This is a genomic window from Streptomyces cinnamoneus (assembly GCF_002939475.1).
In the GTDB taxonomy this organism is placed as follows: domain Bacteria; phylum Actinomycetota; class Actinomycetes; order Streptomycetales; family Streptomycetaceae; genus Streptomyces; species Streptomyces cinnamoneus_A.
On record NZ_PKFQ01000001.1, the window covers coordinates 3,634,310 to 3,651,312 of the forward strand.

The following is a 17,003-nucleotide window of genomic DNA, read 5'->3' on the forward strand; positions in this document are numbered from 1 at the left end:
TGGAGTAAGGACGGCTGGTCGAGGTCACAGCCTCCGCTTACGGTGGTCTGACGTGGGATGGGAAAGGCTAGACGTCAGACGTATGTGAGCATGCGTCTGTGAGCGTGGCCGGGCGTCGCGACGCAACCGATTCGTGCATCCGACAGAGGAGACACCTGTGAGCACCGAGAACGACGGCGCCGCCATTCCGTCCGCGGCGGGGACGCGGCCGGAGTCTCCGACGCAGGCGCCCACGGACCCGCAGGCGCACGCGCCGGCCGAGGCTCCCGCGCCGGACGCGCACGTCCCGGCGGCGGGGGGCGGCGAGGCCACCGCCGCGGAGACCGCCACCGCGCAGCAGCCCGTGACGCCGGCCGCCACCGAGCGGACCGCGCAGCTCCCGCCCGTACCGGCGATGCCCCCCGCGGCCGCCGCGCCCGGCGACCCCGCACAGCAGCAGGCGGCCTTCGCGGCCGCCGGGGCTTCCGGTCCGGGGCCCGCCGGGACGTCCGGGGCCGCCGGGGCCTGGTACGGCGGCGCCGACGCGCCCCCGCCCTACGGCGGGGCCGCCGGCGGTGCGCCGGGCGGCCCGGCCACGCCGTGGGGTGCGCCGCCCCCGCCGCCTCCGCGCAAGCGGTCCGGCGGCCTGGTGGCGGCGGTCCTCGCGGCGGCCCTGCTGGCGGGTGGCATCGGCGGCGGCGTCGGTTACTGGGCCGCCGACCGCAACGGCAGCGACGGCTCCACCACCGTCTCCTCCTCGGGCGACCCCAAGACCGAGAGCCGCGCGCCGGGCTCGGTCGCGGACATCGCCGGCAAGGCGCTGCCGAGCGTCGTGACCATCGAGGCGCAGAGCAACAGCGGTGAGGGCGGCACGGGCACCGGCTTCGTCTACGACAAGCAGGGCCACATCCTCACCAACAACCACGTGGTGGCCTCGGCCGCCGAGGGCGGCAAGCTCCAGGCGACGTTCTCCGACGGCAAGAGCTACGACGCCGAGGTCGTCGGCCGCGCCCAGGGTTACGACGTGGCGGTCATCAAGCTGAAGGACCCCTCGGGCGCCAAGCTCAACCCCCTGCCGCTCGGCGACTCCGACAAGGCGGCGGTCGGCGACGCGACCGTGGCGATCGGCGCGCCCTTCGGCCTCTCGGGCACGGTCACGACGGGCATCGTCAGCGCCAAGAAGCGCCCGGTGGCCTCCAGCGACGGCGGTGGCGGCGGCCAGGCGTCGTACATGAGCGCCCTCCAGACCGACGCCTCGATCAACCCCGGCAACTCCGGCGGCCCGCTGCTGAACGCCCAGGGCGCGGTCATCGGCATCAACTCCGCCATCCAGTCGGCGGGCAACGGCGGTGGCTTCGGCGGCGGCCAGACCCAGTCGGGCAGCATCGGCCTCGGCTTCGCGATCCCGATCAACCAGGCGAAGAACGTCGCGGACCAGCTGATCAGGAACCACACGCCGATCTACCCGGTCATCTCGGCGACCGTGAACATGAAGGACTCCGGCACCGGCGCCAAGATCGCCGCCAACGGCGCCAACGGCAGCCCGGCGGTCACCCCGGGCGGTCCGGCGGACAAGGCGGGCCTCAAGTCCGGCGACGTGATCGTCAAGCTCGACGACACGAAGATCGACAGCGGCCCGACCCTGATCAGCGAGATCTGGACCCACCAGCCCGGCGACAAGGTGACCGTCACCTTCATCCGCGACGGCAAGCAGTCCACGACGGAGATCACCCTGGGCGAGCGCCGCGGCGACAACAACTGACAGCCCCCGCCCACCCGGTGCCGCCGGCGGCCAGCCCCACGGCTCACCGCCCGGACGCCCCACCCGGTAGGCTGTCCCCGCACTGCCCCGGAGGCGGTGCGGGGAGGCTTGCCCGAGCGGCCTAAGGGAACGGTCTTGAAAACCGTCGTGGCAGCGATGTCACCGAGGGTTCAAATCCCTCAGCCTCCGCCCAGCCCAGCGTAGGCGCTGGTCAGAAGGGGTGCCCCTGGTTGAGGGGCACCCCTTTCGCGTGGGAGCCCGAGCCGCGGCGCGGCCTCGGTATCCAGGCTGAGTATCGCGCTTCCGCTGGTGCGTCAGGCCCGGCCGGGCCGGTCTGGCGGCGGGGGTGAGTGTGTGGGGGCGAAAGCCTGTCCATAGGTTGGCCCGATGGGTTTTCTCGACAGACTGACCGGCACCAGACATCCCGACACCGGTGTCGCACCGCGTTCCGCCGCTGAGGTCCGGGCCGCGCTGCTCGCGGTCAACGGGCCGGGCGTGCCGTACCGCGTGCGCAACGCTCTCCCCCAGGAGCGGGCCGACCTGGTGGCGGAGTGGCGGGTTCCGGAGCGGCGTCTGACTCTCACGACGCGGATGCGGCTGGTTCCGGCGCGCCACGAGGTGCGTGCCGTCGACGAGCAGTGGGAGGCGCGGCCGCGTGAGGACTCCCGTACGTACGTCCGTGGGCAGGTGACCGCGGTGAGCCGGGAGTGGAAGTTCGAGCGGGGGGCCGACGGGCGCCTGCGCTTGAACGAGGTGTTCCGTTTCGATCCTTCGGAGATGAAGGAACCCCTGCGGGGCGCGGTCCTCCGCGCGGGGTGGACCTGGCGCGGAGTGCTGTTCGGGCTGTGACCGGGCCGGGCCGGGCCGGCCCGGGGGCGCGGAGCGGTTCTCCAGGCCCTCCCGCAGTCGTGCCCTCCCGCAGTCGTGGAACGCCGTGGAGGCCACCGCCTTGTTCAGTCGCGGGTCCTTGAGCGGAGGTTCGCCGTAGTCCTCGACCGTGGTGAACACGAATGCGGTGCGGACTCCGTCCACCTCGGTCTCCACGGTGCACTGGCCCGGGATTGGGGGAGCGGGACCACGTCGCCCCCTGTTCGTCGTTCGACGGGAGCGATGTGTGGCGCGCGTGCCGGCAGCCTCACGGATGAGTCGGGCCGTCCGTCTCCCCTCGCACACCGTCGCGAGGCGCACTGCCCCGGCGCGGCGGTCACCGTTCGAGAGCACCGCCAACGGACCGTCCAGCCCGCTTCCCACGCGGCTCCCGCCGAGCCTGGACAGGCCTGTCGGTGGATCACGGAGTCGGAGAGGCGTGGCGTGCGGGCCAGCAGCAGGCTGCTGGAGGTCGCGCAGGTCGAACCGCCTGCCGACGTCGCCGCGGCCATGAAGCTGAGCAAGGGCGACGTGTGCCTGATGCGCTCACAGATTCTGCTGTTCGACGAAGAACCGGTGGAACTCGTCAAGTCTTACCACCCGCTCGACCTCGCCCGTGGCACGGCCATGATGGAACGCCGCAAGGTCCGGGGCGGCACTCCCCGGCTGCTCGCCGACATGGGGCACCCTCCACGGCGCTGTGTCGACCACGTGTCGGCGCGCGTGCCCACCCAGGAGCAGTACGCGGCTCTCCGAATGCCGAGCGACCTTCCGGTGCTGAGAACGCTTCGCGTGGTCTACGGCGACGGGGAACGCCCCATCGAGGTGACCGTGACGGCCAAGGCGGGTCACCTGTACGAGCTTCGGTACGACTTCTCCGAGGGAGACGGCTGAGGAGCGCGGTGGGTCTGCGGTGGGTCTGGTGTGCAAGCGCCCCGTAAACGATTTGAGCAGCTCGCGGGCGTTGGTATAGCTTTGCGCGGCTTGTCTCAATAACGGGGAAAAACTTTTATGCGCAGGATTGCTTGGAGTGCGGTGTCCACCGTGCTCGCCCTCGGTGTGCTCACCGGCTGCTCGTCCGCTGGGGACAAGGACGGGGGCGCTCCCCAGGCGGTTGAAGCCTCGGCCGGTACGGCGGAGGAAGGCGTCAAGCCGAAGGCGAGCGCCAAGCCCACGGAAACCGCCAGGCCCAAGGCCGCTCCCAAGGACGGGAGGATCGGCGATGCCGGGACCACGTGTGTGCTGCCCGTTTCGTTCGAGGCGCCGAAGGAGTGGAAGCTCACCGGGGTCTCGGACGAGGACGCCGAGTTGTTCCGCAAGGTGTTCGGCCACCCGACGCTCAAGGGCGCCTGTGAACTCTCCGCCCGGCCCACGGGAGTCATCGGCTTCATCCGGGTGTGGACCACCGACCGGCCCGACGCGTCACCCCGCCAGGTGCTGGAGGAGTTCGTCGCCGAGGAGAAGGGCGTCAGCGATCCCGAGTACAGCGAGCTCACGCTCGGGGGCCTGCCGGCGGTGGAGGTCGTCTACACGCAGCGGAGCGTTCTTCTCGACGAGCCGACGCGGCGGCGGGACATCGCGGTGAAGGCGCCGAAGGGCGTGACCGTCCTGCACGTCGACGGGGTGGAGAGCGAGGACGCCAAGGTCGTGATCCCGGGCTACGAGCTGGTCAAGAAGACGATGAGGCCCGCCGCCTGAGGCGGGCCGGCCTGCGTCGCAGCGGGCCCCCGCGCTCCGGCCGGACGGCCGTGCCCACCCGACATGATCGGGCACGGGATGTCGGGTCCGGCAGGGCGGCCGCCGCCTAGCGTGGTGATCGTCAAGAGGAAGGGAACGGGGCGTGCTGGAGAAGCTCAACCAGGCCATGGAGCACATCGAGCGGCACCTCGACCAGACGGTCGACGTGGCCGAACTGGCGCGCATCGCGGCGACTTCGGAGTACCACCTGCGCAGGATGTTCTCCACGCTCGCGGGCATGCCGCTGTCGGAGTACGTCCGGCGCCGGCGCCTCACGGTCGCCGGCGCCGAGGTGCTCGCCGCGCGGGAGACGCTGCTGGAGATCGCGGTGCGCTACGGCTACGGCTCGGGCGAGGCCTTCGCGCGGGCGTTCCGCGCCATGCACGGCGTCGGGCCGGGCGAGGCCCGGCGCGCCGGTGCCGCGCTCAGCTCCCAGCCCCGGATGTCCTTCCGCCTCATCCTTGAGGGGAGCAGCAGTATGCGCTACCGCATAGCGGACAAGCCGGCCTTCACCGTCGTCGGCCTCAAGACCCGTGTGCCCCTGGTGCACGCGGGGCCGAACCAAGCAATCATGGACTTCGTCCGTGGCATCGACCCGCAGGTCATGGGAGGTCTGGAGAAGCTGTCGGACCAGGAGCCGCGGGGTGTCGTCGCGGTGTGCGACGACCTGGACCCCAGCCGCGCCGAAGGGACGGAACTCGACTACTACCAGGGAGTGGTCACCTCCGCGGCCGCCCCCGAGGGCATGTCCGCCCTGGACGTCCCGGCGGGCACCTGGGCGGTGTTCACCACCTGCGGCCCGATGCCGCAGGCCGTCCAGGAGCTGTGGCGTGACGCGTTCACCCAGTGGTTCCCGTCGAACCCCTACCGCAGCCGCCCCGGCCCCGAGATCCTGCGGCTCCGCCTGTCGCCGGACAAGAACGAGGCCGACGCCGAGCTGTGGCTGCCGGTGGAGCCGGAACGCGGCTGAGCACCGCGTTCCCCCGGGCGGTGGGGCGGACCGAGCGCTTCGGCCGTCCCGTCGGGCTCCACCGGGAACGCGGCCACGGCACGGGAAGAGGGCGCGGGCGGCGCACCCCTACCAGCCGGCTCCCGCGATCTGCTTCGTCGGCACGTTCAGGCGGTTGAAGAAGTTGCTCGTCGCGATCCAGAGCAACAGGCCCGCCAGCCGGCGCTCGTCGTAGTGCTGCGCGGCCTCGTTCCAGACCGCGTCCGGCACCGGGTCGGCGCTGTCACTCAGCCGCGTGACCGACTCGGCCAGGGCCAGCGCCGCGCGCTCGGCGTCGGTGAAGTACGGGGCCTCGCGCCAGGCCGCCACCGCGAAGAGGCGCTCGTCCGTCTCGCCGCCCTTGCGGGCGCTGCGCACGCCGCTGTCCACGCAGTGGCCGCAGCCGTTGATCTGGCTCGCGCGCAGGTGGACGAGTTCCAGGGTCTTCCGCGGCACGCCGCCCTTCTCCGCGGCCTTCATGACGCTGAGGATCGCGGGCATGGTCTCCGGAATGACGGCCGCCGGGTTCTGCATCCGGGCCTGGAGAGGGGCGGGGGTCTCGGGGGTCCGCTGGGCCTGGGAGTCCATCGTTCTCTCCTCCGTGTCACATTCGCTCGCGTTCTACCGTCACTGCACTGACGGATCACGAGCGGAAGATGTGACGAATGGACGAGAAGGATTTCCTGGCCGATCGTTTCGAGCAGCACCGCGGTCAGCTCCGGGCCGTGGCCTACCGCATGCTCGGCTCGCTGGCCGAGGCCGAGGACGCCGTGCAGGAGGCGTGGCTCAGACTCAGCCGCACGGACACGAGCGACGTGGAGAACCTGGGCGGCTGGCTGACCAGGGTCGTCGGGCGCGTGTGCCTGGACATGCTGCGTTCGCGCGCCTCGCGGGGTGAGGAGTCGCTCGACGTGCGGCTGCCCGACCCGGTCGTGAGCGGCGAGGACGTCAAGGACCCCGAGCACGAGGCGCTCGTCGCGGACTCGGTCGGGCTCGCCCTGATCGTGGTGCTGGAGACGCTGACGCCGGCCGAACGGCTCGCCTTCGTCCTGCACGACATGTTCGCCGTGCCCTTCGAGGACATCGCTCCTCTCGTCGGGCGCACCCCCGCGGCCGCCCGCCAGCTCGCGAGCCGCGCACGGCGGAGGGTACGGGGAGAGGCCCCGGCGCCGGACGCCGACCTGACCCGCCAGCGGGAGGTCGTCAGCGCGTTCCTGGCGGCCGCCCGCAGCGGCGACTTCGACGCGCTCGTGGCCGTGCTCGACCCCGACGTCGTGGCGCGGTCCGACGGCGGCGCGCTGCGTCCGGGAGCCGTGGTGCGCGGCGCGGCGGCCGTGGCCGGGCAGGCGATGTCCTTCGCGCGGTTCGCCGCGGTCGCGCGGCCTGCGCTTGTCAACGGGACCGCGGGCGTCGTGTCGTTCGCGGACGGGCAGCCGATGTCCGTTCTGGCCTTCACCATCACCGGAGGGAAGATCGTCGAGATCGACATCCTGGCCGACCCCGAGCGTCTGCGCCGGCTCGATCTGGCCGTCCTCGACGGCTGACCGGTTACCGGTGCGGACCGGGGTCGCGGTGGCGGACCGGGTCGCGGTAACTGGCCGGGGCGCGGTGGCTGACAGGTTCGTGGCGGCTGGCCGATATTTCCGGCGTCGGACCGGGTCGCCGTGGCTGGGGCCGATGTTTCCGGCGGCGGACCGGTCCCCGGTAGCCGGCCGATGTCCGGTGACTGGCCGTCGCGGGTGCGGCCGGTGTCCGGAACCCGTCCCTCACTCCACCCGGGCCGGTGCCCGGACCCCGCGTCTCACGCCGCCCGGGCCAGCTCCGGGTCCTCGCGGAGCTTGCCCAGGGCGCGGGAGACGGCGCTCTTCACCGTGCCGACCGACACTCCCAGGAGCTCGGCGGTCTGCACCTCGGTGAGGTCCTCGTAATACCTGAGGACGACCATGGCCCGCTGCCGGTCCGGCAGCCGGTGTACGGCTCGCCACATCGCGTCGCGCAGCGCCTGCTGCTCGGAGGGGTCCGGGGCCGGGGTGGTTTCCCGCTCCGGCAGGTCCTCGCAGGGGAACTCGTCGACCCTGCGCTTGCGCCACTGGGAGGTGCGGGTGTTGACCAGGGCCCGGCGGACGTAGCCGTCGAGGGCGCGGTGGTCCTCGATGCGGTCCCAGGCCAGGTACGTCTTGGTGAGCGCCGTCTGCAGCAGGTCCTCGGCGTCGCACGGGTTCGAGGTCAGTGAGCGGGCGGTGCGCTGGAGCACCGCGCCGCGGGCCCGTACGTACGAGGTGAACGACGGGTACACGGCGGCAGTGGATGCGCTGGTGCACACAGGCGTCGCGGTTGCTGTCATACCTCCACGCTAGGAGCGTCCCCGCACGTGGTGGATCGGCCGGAGGTGCCGAGCGCGGTCCGCCTCAGGTCGTAGCCGTGGGGATGGCCCCACCTACTGGAGGGGGAGGGGACCGGTGGGCGGGGCGGGGGAGCCGGCCGGTCCCGCGCGTCCTCCCCGGCGGGCCGCCGGGGGGCCGCGCCCCGGCTCCCCTCACTCGATGGAGGCCACCGGGGCGTCGATCAGGTTGCGGTCGATGGTCAGCTTCCGGCCACCGTACGTCTCGCTCACGTTGCCGGCGTACTGGTGGATGCGGCGGTGCGGCTGCCAGGCCCCGGAGGACAGGGCGCGCTCATGGTCGGTGGAGGCCGGGACCCGCCAGCGGGCGAACCACAGGATGTCCGGGAGGTCGCTCACACCCGCCCGGCGGGAGAGCTCCATGTGGCGCACGCCCGACTCGGCGCTGCTGTAGAAGCCGGGCACGTAGCCGCGGCGGTCTACGGCGGCGCTCCAGGAGCGGATGTAGGCGAGGGTCGTGCCGCCGCAGTCCTCGTCGCCGTAGTCGTACGCCTCCATGTCCAGGTAGAGCGGGCTGCCGGAGGTGATGCCGAGCGCGGAGGCGGCCCGCACCGCCTCGCGGCCCTCGTCGGTGCCCTGGTCCTCGGGGTAGTCGCCGATGGGGTAGCCGCGCTTGGACTCGGCGAGGACGCAGGGCGACTGCGAGCCCACGAAGATCGGCAGCACGCGCCAGCCCAGGTCGCGGGCGCCGGTCAGCCACCGGTGGCTGAGGTACTTCTGGTTCGGGCAGGCGCGGCCTCGGCCGCCGTAGTAGACGCCGACGGCTCCGTATCCGGAGTGCCCCCACGCGCTCAGGGTGGTCAGCGGCGGGGCCTGGCAGGTGTCGAAGCCCTTGCCCCGGAAGACGAGGGGCCCCGAGGCCGGGGCGGCCGTGACGGGCACGGCGTGGGCGACCACCTGGGCCAGCGCCGCCATCAGGGCGACGAGATATCCGATGATCTTTTTCCGTCGGTGCATACGGCCGAGTCAAGGGGCCGGGACCGTACCGGCTTGCGGTGACACGCCCTGGTTTCATCCGTCTGCGCCGAGAATGAGCCCCGACGTGGGAACCCCCGTCCCCGCGGTGACGAGCACGTGTGCGGCGCTCGCGACCTGGTTCACCGAGGTGCCGCGCAACTGCCGCACGGCCTCGGCGATGCCGTTCATACCGTGGAGGTAGGCCTCGCCCAGCTGGCCGCCGTGCGGGTTGAGGGGCACCGCCCCGGCCGCCGTGAAGGCGCCGCCCTCGCCGGGAGCGCAGAAGCCGAACTCCTCCCACTGCATCAGTACGTACGGCGTGAAGTGGTCGTAGAGGACGGCCACATCGACGTCGTGCGGCCGCAGCCCGCTGTCGCGCCACAACTGCCGTGCGACCACCGCCAGCTCGGGCAGTCCCGTCATTCCGTCGCGGTAGTAGCTGGTCATCTGCTCCTGCGCCCGGCCCGCGCCCTGCGCGGCGGCGACGACCACGGCGGGCGGGTGGCGGAGCGTACGGGCGCGGGCGGTGCTCGTGACGACCAGGGCCTGGCCGCCGTCGGTCTCCTGGCAGCAGTCCAGCAGCCGCAGCGGCTCGGCGATCCAGCGCGACGCGGCGTGGTCGGCGAGGGTGACGGGGCGGCCGTGGAAGTGCGCGGCCGGGTTCGTCGCCGCGTGCCGCCGGCTGGTGACGGCGACATGGCCGAAGACCTCCGGCGTCAGACCGTGGACGTGGAGGTAGCGCCGGGCCGCCATCGCCACCCACGAGGCCGGCGTGAGCAGTCCGAAGGGCAGCGCCCAGCCGAGGGCCACCCCCTCCGCCGACGGCTCGCGCCGCCGCACCCCCGCCCCGAAGCGGCGCCCCGAGCGCTCGTTGAACGCGCGGTAGCAGACGACGACCTCCGCGACCCCCGTCGCGATCGCCAGCGCGGCCTGCTGCACCGTGGCGCAGGCCGCGCCGCCGCCGTAGTGGACGCGGGAGAAGAACGACAGCTCCCCGATGCCGGTGGCCTGGGCGACGGCGATCTCGGGGCTGGTGTCCATGGTGAAGGTGACCATGCCGTCCACGTCGCCCGGCCCGAGCCCGGCGTCCGCGAGGGCCGCCCGCACGGCCTCCGCGGCCAGGGCCAGCTCGCTGCGGCCGGAGTCCTTGGTGAACGCCGTGGCGCCGATGCCGGCGACGGCCGCGACCCCGCCGAGGCCGCTCACCGGACCCGCCCCGGGAGGGCGACGGTGGCCGTGCCGGTGACGTGGCGGCCGAGGCGGTTGGTGCCGGCCAGGGCGACCCGGAGGCCGGCCCCCGCCACGGACGTGACGCTTCCGGTCAGCACCAGTTCGTCTCCGGGGTAGTTGGGGACACCGAGGCGGACGGCGAGGGCGCGCAGCACGGCGCCGGGACCCAGCCGTTCGGTGAGGAAGCGGCCCACGAGGCCGTTGGTGGTGAGGATGTTCATGAAGATGTCCGGCGCGCCCTTGGCCCGGGCGGCCTCCGGGTCGTGGTGCACGTCCTGGTAGTCGCGGGACGCCAGCGCGCCCGCGACGATGAGGGTGCGCGTGACGGGCACGGTGAGGGGGGCCAGCACGTCGCCGGGAGCCCAGGCACGCGGGACGGGTGAGGCCGGTGCGCCGGGCGGGACGGGCGAGGCCGGCGTGCGGTCGGCGGTACGGGCCGGGGACGGGGCGGCACAAGCCGTGGCCGTACCGGCCGTGGTCGTACCGGCCGTGGCCGTAGGCGGCGTGGCCGTACGGACCCCCCGGGGCAGCGCCCCGGGTCCGGCGCGGAACAGCGGCAGCGTCAGCCCGTCCGCCTCGGCGAACTCCAGCCGGACCGGCATGCCGACGCGCACCTCGTCCGGCGCCACGCCGACGACGTTGCTGATCATCCGTACGCCTTCGGCCAGTTCGACCAGCCCGACGGCGTAGGGCGGCTCGAAGCCGGGCGCCGCCGGGTGGTGCACGACGACGTACGAGTACACGCTCCCGTCCCCCGACGCCTCCACCGCCGTCCACTGGGGCGATCCACAGCTCCCGCACCCCGGCAGCCAGGGGAAGCGCGGGGTGCCGCAGGCGTCGCAGCGCTGGATCAGCAGGGTGTGAGCGGCGACGCCCTCCCAGAACCCGGCGTTGTCCCGGTTGACCACGGGGCGGGGGCGCTCGGCGGGCGCGGCCGGTGGGGCCGGCGGCCGGGGCGCGTACTTCAGGATGCGGAAGCGGTGCGTTCCGGCGAGCCGTCCGTTCGCCTGGATCTCGGTGCGGGTGGTGATGAAGTGACCCGTGCCGAGCCGTGTGGTCTTGCGTGGCGAGACGGATTCGAGCACCGCGTCGAAGGTGATCTCGTCGCCCGGCCGGAGCGGGCGCAGGTATTCCTGCTCGCAGTCCGTCGCGATCACCGCGGTGCATCCCGCCTCGTCGAGCAGGGTGAGCAGTTCGCCGTACGCGGCCGGGCGGCCCTCGGGGCGGCCGGACAGCCCGCCCATCGTCCAGGCCTGGAGCATGGCGGGCGGGGCGACGGGATCGGGGCCGGCGCAGGCCGGGTCGGTGTGGCCCATCACCTCGCACCAGTGCCTGATCATGGGCGCGTTGACGGGGTCCCGGCCCCGGCCGGACACGGCGGCGGGAGAGCCCTCGTACGCCTTGAGGCGTGCGTACAGGGCGTCGGACTCGGGGTCCCGTGCGGCGTCGTCGCTCACACTATCTGACTGTCCGTCAGATCGGTCCTCGCTGTCAACGGGCGCGGTCGCCCGCACGCGCGAGGGGTCCCCGCCGCGGGGGCGTCCGCACGCCGGCGCCCCCTGGCGGTACGCGCGCCCGCGACGCCAGGCGTTCGCCGCCCTCTCCCGTGCGCGCGAACGCCGCGCGGCGGCACCGGAGTGCCGCCGCGCGGTTCGTGCTGACCCAGTCCACTTCTCACCACGTCACCCTGTGTGTCACCCCGGGTTCAGGGGATCACCCCGGGCTCACCACATGTTGGTGAACGTGATCCGCACGTTCTCCTGCTGGATGACCGTATGGCCGCCGTATCCGATGGCACTCGCCGTGTTGGCCTGATTCGAGGCGCCGGTTCCTGTGGCCTGTTGCTGGGCCGTCGTCGAGTTGCCGTGGTTGCTTCCCCCGACGCCGCTTCCGACGATGCCGGCCGCCGCCGCGTTCGCCCCCCTGTTGGCCACCTGGGTGCCGTCGTCGGCCTGGGCCACGCCGGCGAGGAGCAGGGCGGCCATCGGCAGGGCCGCGAGGGCGGCGAATACGCGGGCGGCGGTGCGGGTGCTTGCCATGTCAGTCCTCCAGAACGAACTACCGGACGGTGCCGGGCGGTTGGCCGGCCGCCGCGGCGCTTGGTTCGACGTCGCGCCTCCAGACTTGCCCATCAGATCTCCACCGAACCCCCCGTCTGTCCTCATTCCCCCGCAAGCATGATCTTTGCTGGATAAACCCCCATCATCACCGCACATCCACCGATCTCCCGCACCGCTTCACACTTCACACCGGAAGGGTCCTCGCGCCCCAGGCGGCGAATCGTTTCAGCGGAGCATCGGGGAAAGTCCGTCGCGCACACACAACTTCCGCATTCCCCACGGTTCGGGAGCCACCGGACGCGCTCCCGCCCGCCGGAAACGGGGACGTCCTTGCTTGACGGCCCGATCCGGCCGCGCGCCCCGCCGGCCAGCCGCCGGTGGCCGCCGCCGCGATCGGGCCGTCGCTCGGACCGAGGAGACCGTTCCCCGCGAACCCAGGAAGGCGCCCGATGAACCTCATACTCCAGGCACTGCCCGTCGCCGTCCCCACCATCGGCTGGGTCACCCACGCCTGCTACCTCGGCCGCCGCGTCCGCGCGGCCCGGACGGACCGGCTCACCGGCCTGATGCGCCGCGAGGAGTTCACCGCCCGGGCGCGGAAGGCCGTCCGGCACCCGCACGCCGTGGTCCTGCTGCTGGACCTCAACGGCTTCAAGCAGATCAACGACACCCACGGGCACGACGTGGGCGACCAGGTCATCGCCGCCGTGGGCCGGCGGCTCGCGGCCTGGTGCCGCGAGCGGGGCGGCTTCGCCGCGCGGCTGGGCGGCGACGAGTTCACCGCCGTGGTCCGGATCGCGCCCGGCACGGACCCGGCCGCCGAGATGGCGCACCTCTCCGCGCGCCTGTCGGCCCCGCTCGACACGGGCCGCGTGACGCTGGCGCCGCGCGCCTCCATCGGCCTGTGCCACACCGGACACCGGCCCGGCGCCGGACTCTCGGAGCTGCTGCGCGGCGCGGACGAGGCCATGTACGCGGCGAAGCGCCGCGGCGACCCCTGGCGGCCCGCGACGGCGGGCGCCGGGACCGGGGGCGAGGCCGCGCCGGCGGCCCGGCACGGGGCCGGCGGCACCGACCTGCGCGACCGCCGCGCGGCCACCGCGCCCGGCCGGCGCCCCGGGCGGCCCGCCCCGCACCTGACCCTGCTCCCGCCGGCCCGGCGCAGGGCCTGCTGACCACCGGCGACCGGGACGGCCGTCAAGCCCGGCCTCCCGGACGCCGAAGCTCCGGTATCCGGTCACAAGTCGCCGAAACGACGGACAGCCGATTGACGCTCCGCGCGCCGCGCCCGAGGCTGGCGCGGCGCGACTCAGACAACGTCCGTCACGAGGAGGCACAGCCATGCCCCGGAGCAACGGCACCAGAGTCCGGTCCGCCCTCACCGCGCTCGGCGCCGCGGCGACCCTGGCGGCGGGCGTCCTCGCCCCCGCCTCCGCCACGGCCGCGACCCCACGGTCCCACGGCGAGCGTTACGTGGCCCTCGGCGACTCCTTCACCTCCGCCCCGTCCGTCCCCCGGCAGACCGACACCGCGTGCGGCCGGTCGGACGCCAACTACCCCTCCCTCGTCCGCGAGGAGCTGGGCTTCGGCCGCTTCACGGACGTCAGCTGCGCGGGCGCCGCCACCGAGCACCTCTGGCAGCGCCAGCCGGTGACCGGCAACGCGCCCCAACTCGCCGCGCTGGGCCCCGACACGGCGCTGGTCACCCTCGGGATCGGCGGGAACGACGTCGGCTTCATGGACGTCCTGGCCCGGTGCGTCCACCCCACGGGCGAGGTCCCCCGGGACGCCCCCTGCCAGCGGGCGTACACCCGCGAGGGCGGGGGCGACGAGCTCCAGCGGCGCATCGACGACACCGCCCCCAAGATCGCCGCCGCGCTCGACGCCGTGCACCGGCGGGCCCCGCACGCCCGCGTGGCCGTCGTGGGCTACCCGACCCTGATCGGCGACGACGTCGAGGGTTGCCGCAGGTCCCTGCGGATCGCCGACGGCGACCTGCCGTACCTGCGCGGCACCGTGCGCAACCTCAACGCCATGCTGCGCCGCCAGGCGGTGGCCCACGGCGACCTCTACGTCAACACCCACGGCACGACCTTCGGGCACGACGCCTGCCGCCCGTTCGCGGACCGGTGGGTCGAGGGTCTGACGACCTACCCCCGGATCCGTCCCGCCGCCCCCTTCCACCCCAACGAGGACGGTGAGCGGGCCATGGCCGAGGCCGTCGTCGACGCGCTCGTGGACGGGCCCTGAGCACGTCGCCGCACGGCCGTGCCCGCAGAACGGGACGTCGCTGACGGGGTGTTCCCGCTCGGCGGGGCGCGGCGGAGGCCCCCAGCGTGCCGGTGGGCGCGCCGGGGGCCTCGCGGCCACCCCGAGCCGCTGCGCGGACGCGCGGCGGTTCAGCCCAGCGTCGTCACCACGAGCTCGCCGTCCGCGTACTGCCTGCGCAGCACCTTCTTGTCGAACTTCCCCACCGACGTCTTCGGCACCGCCGGGACGAGGGCCCAGCGTTCGGGCAGCTGCCAGCGGGCGATCCGCTCGCTGAGGAAGGCCCGCAGCCCCTCGTAGCCGACCGACGAGCCGTCCTTGAGGACCACGGCCGCCAGCGGCCGCTCGCCCCACTTCTCGTCCGGCACGGCCACCACGGCCGCCTCGGCGACCTGCGGGTGGGCCATCAGGTGGTTCTCCAGCTCGACCGAGGAGATCCACTCGCCACCCGACTTGATGACGTCCTTCGCCCGGTCGGTGAGGGTGAGGAAGCCGTCGGCCGTGATCGTGCCGACGTCACCGGTGCGCAGCCAGCCGTCCTCGCTGAACTTGTCCTCGGGGCGCTGCGGTTCGCCGTCCGCGCCCCCGTGGTAGGCGCCCGCGATCCACGGCCCGCGCACCTCCAGCTCACCGGCCGAGCGGCCGTCCCAGGGCAGCGTCTCGCCGCCCGGGCCGATCAGCCGCGCCTCCACGGAGACGGGCATGCGGCCCTGCGTGATCCGGTAGGGCCACGCCTCCTCGGCGCCCAGGCCCGGCGGCGGGTGGGCCACCGTTCCCAGGGGTGAGGTCTCGGTCATGCCCCACGCCTGAACGAGCGTCAGGCCGTGGCGCTCCTCGAAGGCCTTCATCAGCGACGGCGGACACGCCGAACCCCCGCTGACCACCGTGCGCAGCGACGACACGTCGCGCGGCTTGGCGTCGAGCTCGGCCAGCAGCCCCTGCCAGATGGTCGGCACGCCGGCGGTCACCGTCGGCCGCTCCGACTCGATCATCTCGGCCAGCGGGGCGGGCTGGAGGAAGCGGTCGGGCATCAGCAGCGAGGTGCCCGCCATGAACGCGGCGTGCGGCAGCCCCCAGGCGTTCACGTGGAACATCGGCACGACGGGCAGGCAGGTCTCGCCCGGCTTGAGCCCGAAGGACGCCGCCGCGTTGACCTCCATCGCGTGCAGGTAGATCGAACGGTGGCTGTAGACCACGCCCTTGGGGTCGCCGGTCGTCCCGGAGGTGTAGCAGAGGGCGGCGGCCTGCCGCTCGTCCAGCTCCGGCCAGTCGTAGGACTCGGCGGGACTCCCGGCGATCAGCTCGTCGTAGGCGTGGACCTGCGGCCGGCAGCCCTCCAGCGCGGACAGGTCGCCCGGCCCGGAGACGACGACGTGCTCCACGCAGTCCAGGTGCGGCAGCAGGGGCGCGAGCAGCGGCAGCAGCGAGCCGTTGACGATGACGACGCGGTCCGCGGCGTGCCGCACGATCCAGGCGAGCTGCTCGGGGGGCAGGCGGAGGTTGAGCGTGTGCAGGACGGCGCCCATGGAGGGGACGGTGAGGTACGCCTCCACGTGGTCGGCGTTGTTCCACATCAGCGTCCCGACCGGGTCCCCCTCGCGCACGCCCAGCGCGCGCAGGGCGTGGGCGAGCCGGGTGGCACGGGCGCCGACTTCGGCGAAGCTCCGGCGCCGGGGTGCGCCTTCGCCTGTCCAGGTCGTGACGTGAGCGTTGGCGTGGACGGTCGACCCGTGGGCCAGAATCCTCGTCACGGTCAGTGGTACGTCCTGCATCGTGCTCTGCACCGGGGGCCTCCCCATTCTGCGCGTCGTTACGCGAGGGTCGTTCCCGGCGATTCTGCTGGCGTATCCGGCGGTAAGTCACTACCGGAAAGTGATTCGGAAGAAACAAGTCCGCCACACTCCCGAACGCGGGGACCGATTTCCGCCAGCGCCTCCGTCCGTCCGGCGGTTCCATGGAACCCGTAAGTGATTGAAGTTGCAACGAACAAAACGTGGAGGGCACATGGACGGCAAGGCGGCGCTGGTGACCGGGGGCAGCCGGGGCGTGGGCGCGGCTGTCGCGCTGCGGCTGGCCGCGCAGGGCGCGGACGTGGCGATCACCTACGTGGCCGACGAGGCCGCGGCCCGCGAGGTGGTCCGCACGATCGAGGCGGAGGGCCGGCGGGGGCTCGCCGTCCGGGCCGACGCCGGGGACGCGGCGACCGCCGCCGCGGCGGTGCAGCGGACGGCGGAGGCGTTCGGCCGCTTCGACGTGCTGGTCAACAACGCGGGCGTCGGTGTGCTCGGGCCGCTCGAACAGCTCACCCTCGCCGACGTCGACCGCGTCCTCGCCGTGAACGTGCGCGGCTGCTTCCTGGCCGCCCAGGCGGCGGTCCCGCTGATGAGGCACGGCGGCCGGATCATCACCATCGGCAGTTGCATGACCCAGCGGGTGCCCGGCCCGGGCGGCACGCTCTACGCGATGAGCAAGGCCGCGCTGACGGGCCTGACCAAGGCGCTGGCGCGGGAGGTCGGCGACCGCGGCGTCACCGCGAACATCGTCCACCCCGGTCCCACCGACACCGACATGAACCCGGCGGGCGGCCCGTACGCCGCCGGACAGAGCGCCATGACGGCCGTCGGCCGGTTCGGCACGCCCGAAGAGGTGGCGTCGATGGTCGCCTACCTCGCGAGCGACGAGGCCCGTTACGTCACCGGAGCCGAGATCTCCGTCGACGGCGGCCACGCCGCGTAGCGGGCGCCGGCACGGACG

At 73.5% G+C, this 17,003-nt stretch carries 15 protein-coding genes, 1 tRNA gene and 2 pseudogenes; 10 read left to right on the forward strand and 8 right to left on the reverse strand.

The genetic code is table 11. The annotated features are described in order from the left end of the window. Positions 1-157 precede the first annotated feature (157 nt). The 6 genes and pseudogenes from CYQ11_RS15845 to CYQ11_RS15870 all read left to right on the forward strand — a co-directional run bounded on the left by CYQ11_RS15845 (position 158) and on the right by CYQ11_RS15870 (position 5,315). Positions 158-1,741 carry a S1C family serine protease gene (locus CYQ11_RS15845; protein WP_181143669.1) on the forward strand — a complete coding sequence of 528 codons (1,584 nt, stop codon included), beginning with the start codon at positions 158-160 and terminating at the stop codon, positions 1,739-1,741. Between the two features lie 102 nt (positions 1,742-1,843). Next, positions 1,844-1,930 (forward strand) — tRNA-Ser (locus CYQ11_RS15850). Positions 1,931-2,128: 198 nt separating this feature from the next. After that, positions 2,129-2,590: a hypothetical protein gene (locus CYQ11_RS15855; RefSeq protein WP_099199887.1), complete on the forward strand. Its 462-nt coding sequence runs from the start codon at positions 2,129-2,131 to the stop codon at positions 2,588-2,590. A 345-nt stretch (positions 2,591-2,935) separates the two neighbouring features. Continuing rightward, positions 2,936-3,502, forward strand: a pseudogene (locus tag CYQ11_RS15860) (GntR family transcriptional regulator); the annotation flags it as partial. Positions 3,503-3,619: 117 nt separating this feature from the next. Further along, entirely contained in the window at positions 3,620-4,306 is a 687-nt protein-coding gene (locus CYQ11_RS15865) for a lipoprotein (RefSeq protein ID WP_146104690.1), read from the forward strand. Positions 4,307-4,448: 142 nt separating this feature from the next. Then, a complete protein-coding gene (locus tag CYQ11_RS15870) occupies positions 4,449-5,315 on the forward strand; it encodes an AraC family transcriptional regulator (RefSeq protein WP_099199884.1) in 867 nt (288 codons plus the stop codon). A gap of 108 nt (positions 5,316-5,423) precedes the next feature. On the opposite strand, the gene CYQ11_RS15875 is transcribed toward CYQ11_RS15870, so the two are convergent. Continuing rightward, positions 5,424-5,921 carry a carboxymuconolactone decarboxylase family protein gene (locus CYQ11_RS15875; protein ID WP_240003451.1) on the reverse strand — a complete coding sequence of 166 codons (498 nt, stop codon included), beginning with the start codon at positions 5,919-5,921 and terminating at the stop codon, positions 5,424-5,426. A 77-nt stretch (positions 5,922-5,998) separates the two neighbouring features. Between CYQ11_RS15875 and sigJ the strand changes: the two genes are divergently transcribed. Beyond that, a complete protein-coding gene (sigJ, locus tag CYQ11_RS15880) occupies positions 5,999-6,877 on the forward strand; it encodes an RNA polymerase sigma factor SigJ (RefSeq protein WP_099199883.1) in 879 nt (292 codons plus the stop codon). A 257-nt stretch (positions 6,878-7,134) separates the two neighbouring features. Here the strand turns inward: sigJ and CYQ11_RS15885 are convergent, their stop codons facing one another. From CYQ11_RS15885 to CYQ11_RS15905, 6 genes and pseudogenes are all read right to left on the reverse strand, one after another. Then, complete coding sequence (locus CYQ11_RS15885) at positions 7,135-7,677, reverse strand: SigE family RNA polymerase sigma factor (protein ID WP_099199882.1); 543 nt, start codon at positions 7,675-7,677, stop codon at positions 7,135-7,137. Between the two features lie 192 nt (positions 7,678-7,869). Then, positions 7,870-8,691, reverse strand: a complete 822-nt coding sequence (locus CYQ11_RS15890) for a DUF1906 domain-containing protein (protein WP_240003450.1) — start codon at positions 8,689-8,691, stop codon at positions 7,870-7,872. 54 nt (positions 8,692-8,745) lie between these two features. Then, entirely contained in the window at positions 8,746-9,897 is a 1,152-nt protein-coding gene (locus CYQ11_RS15895; RefSeq protein ID WP_099199880.1) for a lipid-transfer protein, read from the reverse strand. Beyond that, on the reverse strand, positions 9,894-10,271 hold the full coding sequence (locus CYQ11_RS30290; RefSeq protein ID WP_243469303.1) for a MaoC/PaaZ C-terminal domain-containing protein: 378 nt from the start codon (positions 10,269-10,271) through the stop codon (positions 9,894-9,896). The genes CYQ11_RS15895 and CYQ11_RS30290 overlap by 4 nt, the downstream gene beginning before the upstream one ends. Before the next feature lie 183 nt (positions 10,272-10,454). Beyond that, positions 10,455-11,378: pseudogene (locus CYQ11_RS30295) on the reverse strand (bifunctional MaoC family dehydratase N-terminal/OB-fold nucleic acid binding domain-containing protein); the annotation flags it as partial. Positions 11,379-11,645: 267 nt separating this feature from the next. After that, positions 11,646-11,960 (reverse strand): hypothetical protein, encoded by a 315-nt coding sequence (locus tag CYQ11_RS15905; RefSeq protein WP_099199878.1) that lies wholly within the window; start codon positions 11,958-11,960, stop codon positions 11,646-11,648. 470 nt (positions 11,961-12,430) lie between these two features. Between CYQ11_RS15905 and CYQ11_RS15910 the strand changes: the two genes are divergently transcribed. After that, positions 12,431-13,156: a GGDEF domain-containing protein gene (locus CYQ11_RS15910; protein ID WP_099199877.1), complete on the forward strand. Its 726-nt coding sequence runs from the start codon at positions 12,431-12,433 to the stop codon at positions 13,154-13,156. Positions 13,157-13,322: 166 nt separating this feature from the next. Further along, positions 13,323-14,231 (forward strand): SGNH/GDSL hydrolase family protein, encoded by a 909-nt coding sequence (locus CYQ11_RS15915; protein WP_099199876.1) that lies wholly within the window; start codon positions 13,323-13,325, stop codon positions 14,229-14,231. A 149-nt stretch (positions 14,232-14,380) separates the two neighbouring features. Here CYQ11_RS15915 and CYQ11_RS15920 read toward each other — a convergent pair whose 3' ends face one another. Further along, positions 14,381-16,033, reverse strand: a complete 1,653-nt coding sequence (locus CYQ11_RS15920; RefSeq protein ID WP_099199875.1) for a long-chain fatty acid--CoA ligase — start codon at positions 16,031-16,033, stop codon at positions 14,381-14,383. A gap of 220 nt (positions 16,034-16,253) precedes the next feature. On the opposite strand from CYQ11_RS15920, the gene CYQ11_RS15925 reads away from it, so the two are divergent. Then, positions 16,254-16,985, forward strand: coding sequence for a 3-oxoacyl-ACP reductase family protein (locus tag CYQ11_RS15925; RefSeq protein ID WP_099199874.1), 732 nt, complete (start codon positions 16,254-16,256; stop codon positions 16,983-16,985). The last annotated feature ends 18 nt before the right edge of the window (positions 16,986-17,003 follow it).

Coding starts and splice junctions, on each gene's coding strand:
- CYQ11_RS15925 (WP_099199874.1), top strand. CDS start 16,254: ATGGACGGCAAGGCGGCGCTGGTGACCGGGGGCAGCCGGGGCGTGGGC.
- CYQ11_RS15885 (WP_099199882.1), bottom strand. CDS start 7,677: ATGACAGCAACCGCGACGCCTGTGTGCACCAGCGCATCCACTGCCGCC.
- sigJ (WP_099199883.1), top strand. CDS start 5,999: ATGGACGAGAAGGATTTCCTGGCCGATCGTTTCGAGCAGCACCGCGGT.
- CYQ11_RS15855 (WP_099199887.1), top strand. CDS start 2,129: ATGGGTTTTCTCGACAGACTGACCGGCACCAGACATCCCGACACCGGT.
- CYQ11_RS15915 (WP_099199876.1), top strand. CDS start 13,323: ATGCCCCGGAGCAACGGCACCAGAGTCCGGTCCGCCCTCACCGCGCTC.
- CYQ11_RS15910 (WP_099199877.1), top strand. CDS start 12,431: ATGAACCTCATACTCCAGGCACTGCCCGTCGCCGTCCCCACCATCGGC.
- CYQ11_RS15890 (WP_240003450.1), bottom strand. CDS start 8,691: ATGCACCGACGGAAAAAGATCATCGGATATCTCGTCGCCCTGATGGCG.
- CYQ11_RS15875 (WP_240003451.1), bottom strand. CDS start 5,921: ATGGACTCCCAGGCCCAGCGGACCCCCGAGACCCCCGCCCCTCTCCAG.
- CYQ11_RS15865 (WP_146104690.1), top strand. CDS start 3,620: ATGCGCAGGATTGCTTGGAGTGCGGTGTCCACCGTGCTCGCCCTCGGT.
- CYQ11_RS15905 (WP_099199878.1), bottom strand. CDS start 11,960: ATGGCAAGCACCCGCACCGCCGCCCGCGTATTCGCCGCCCTCGCGGCC.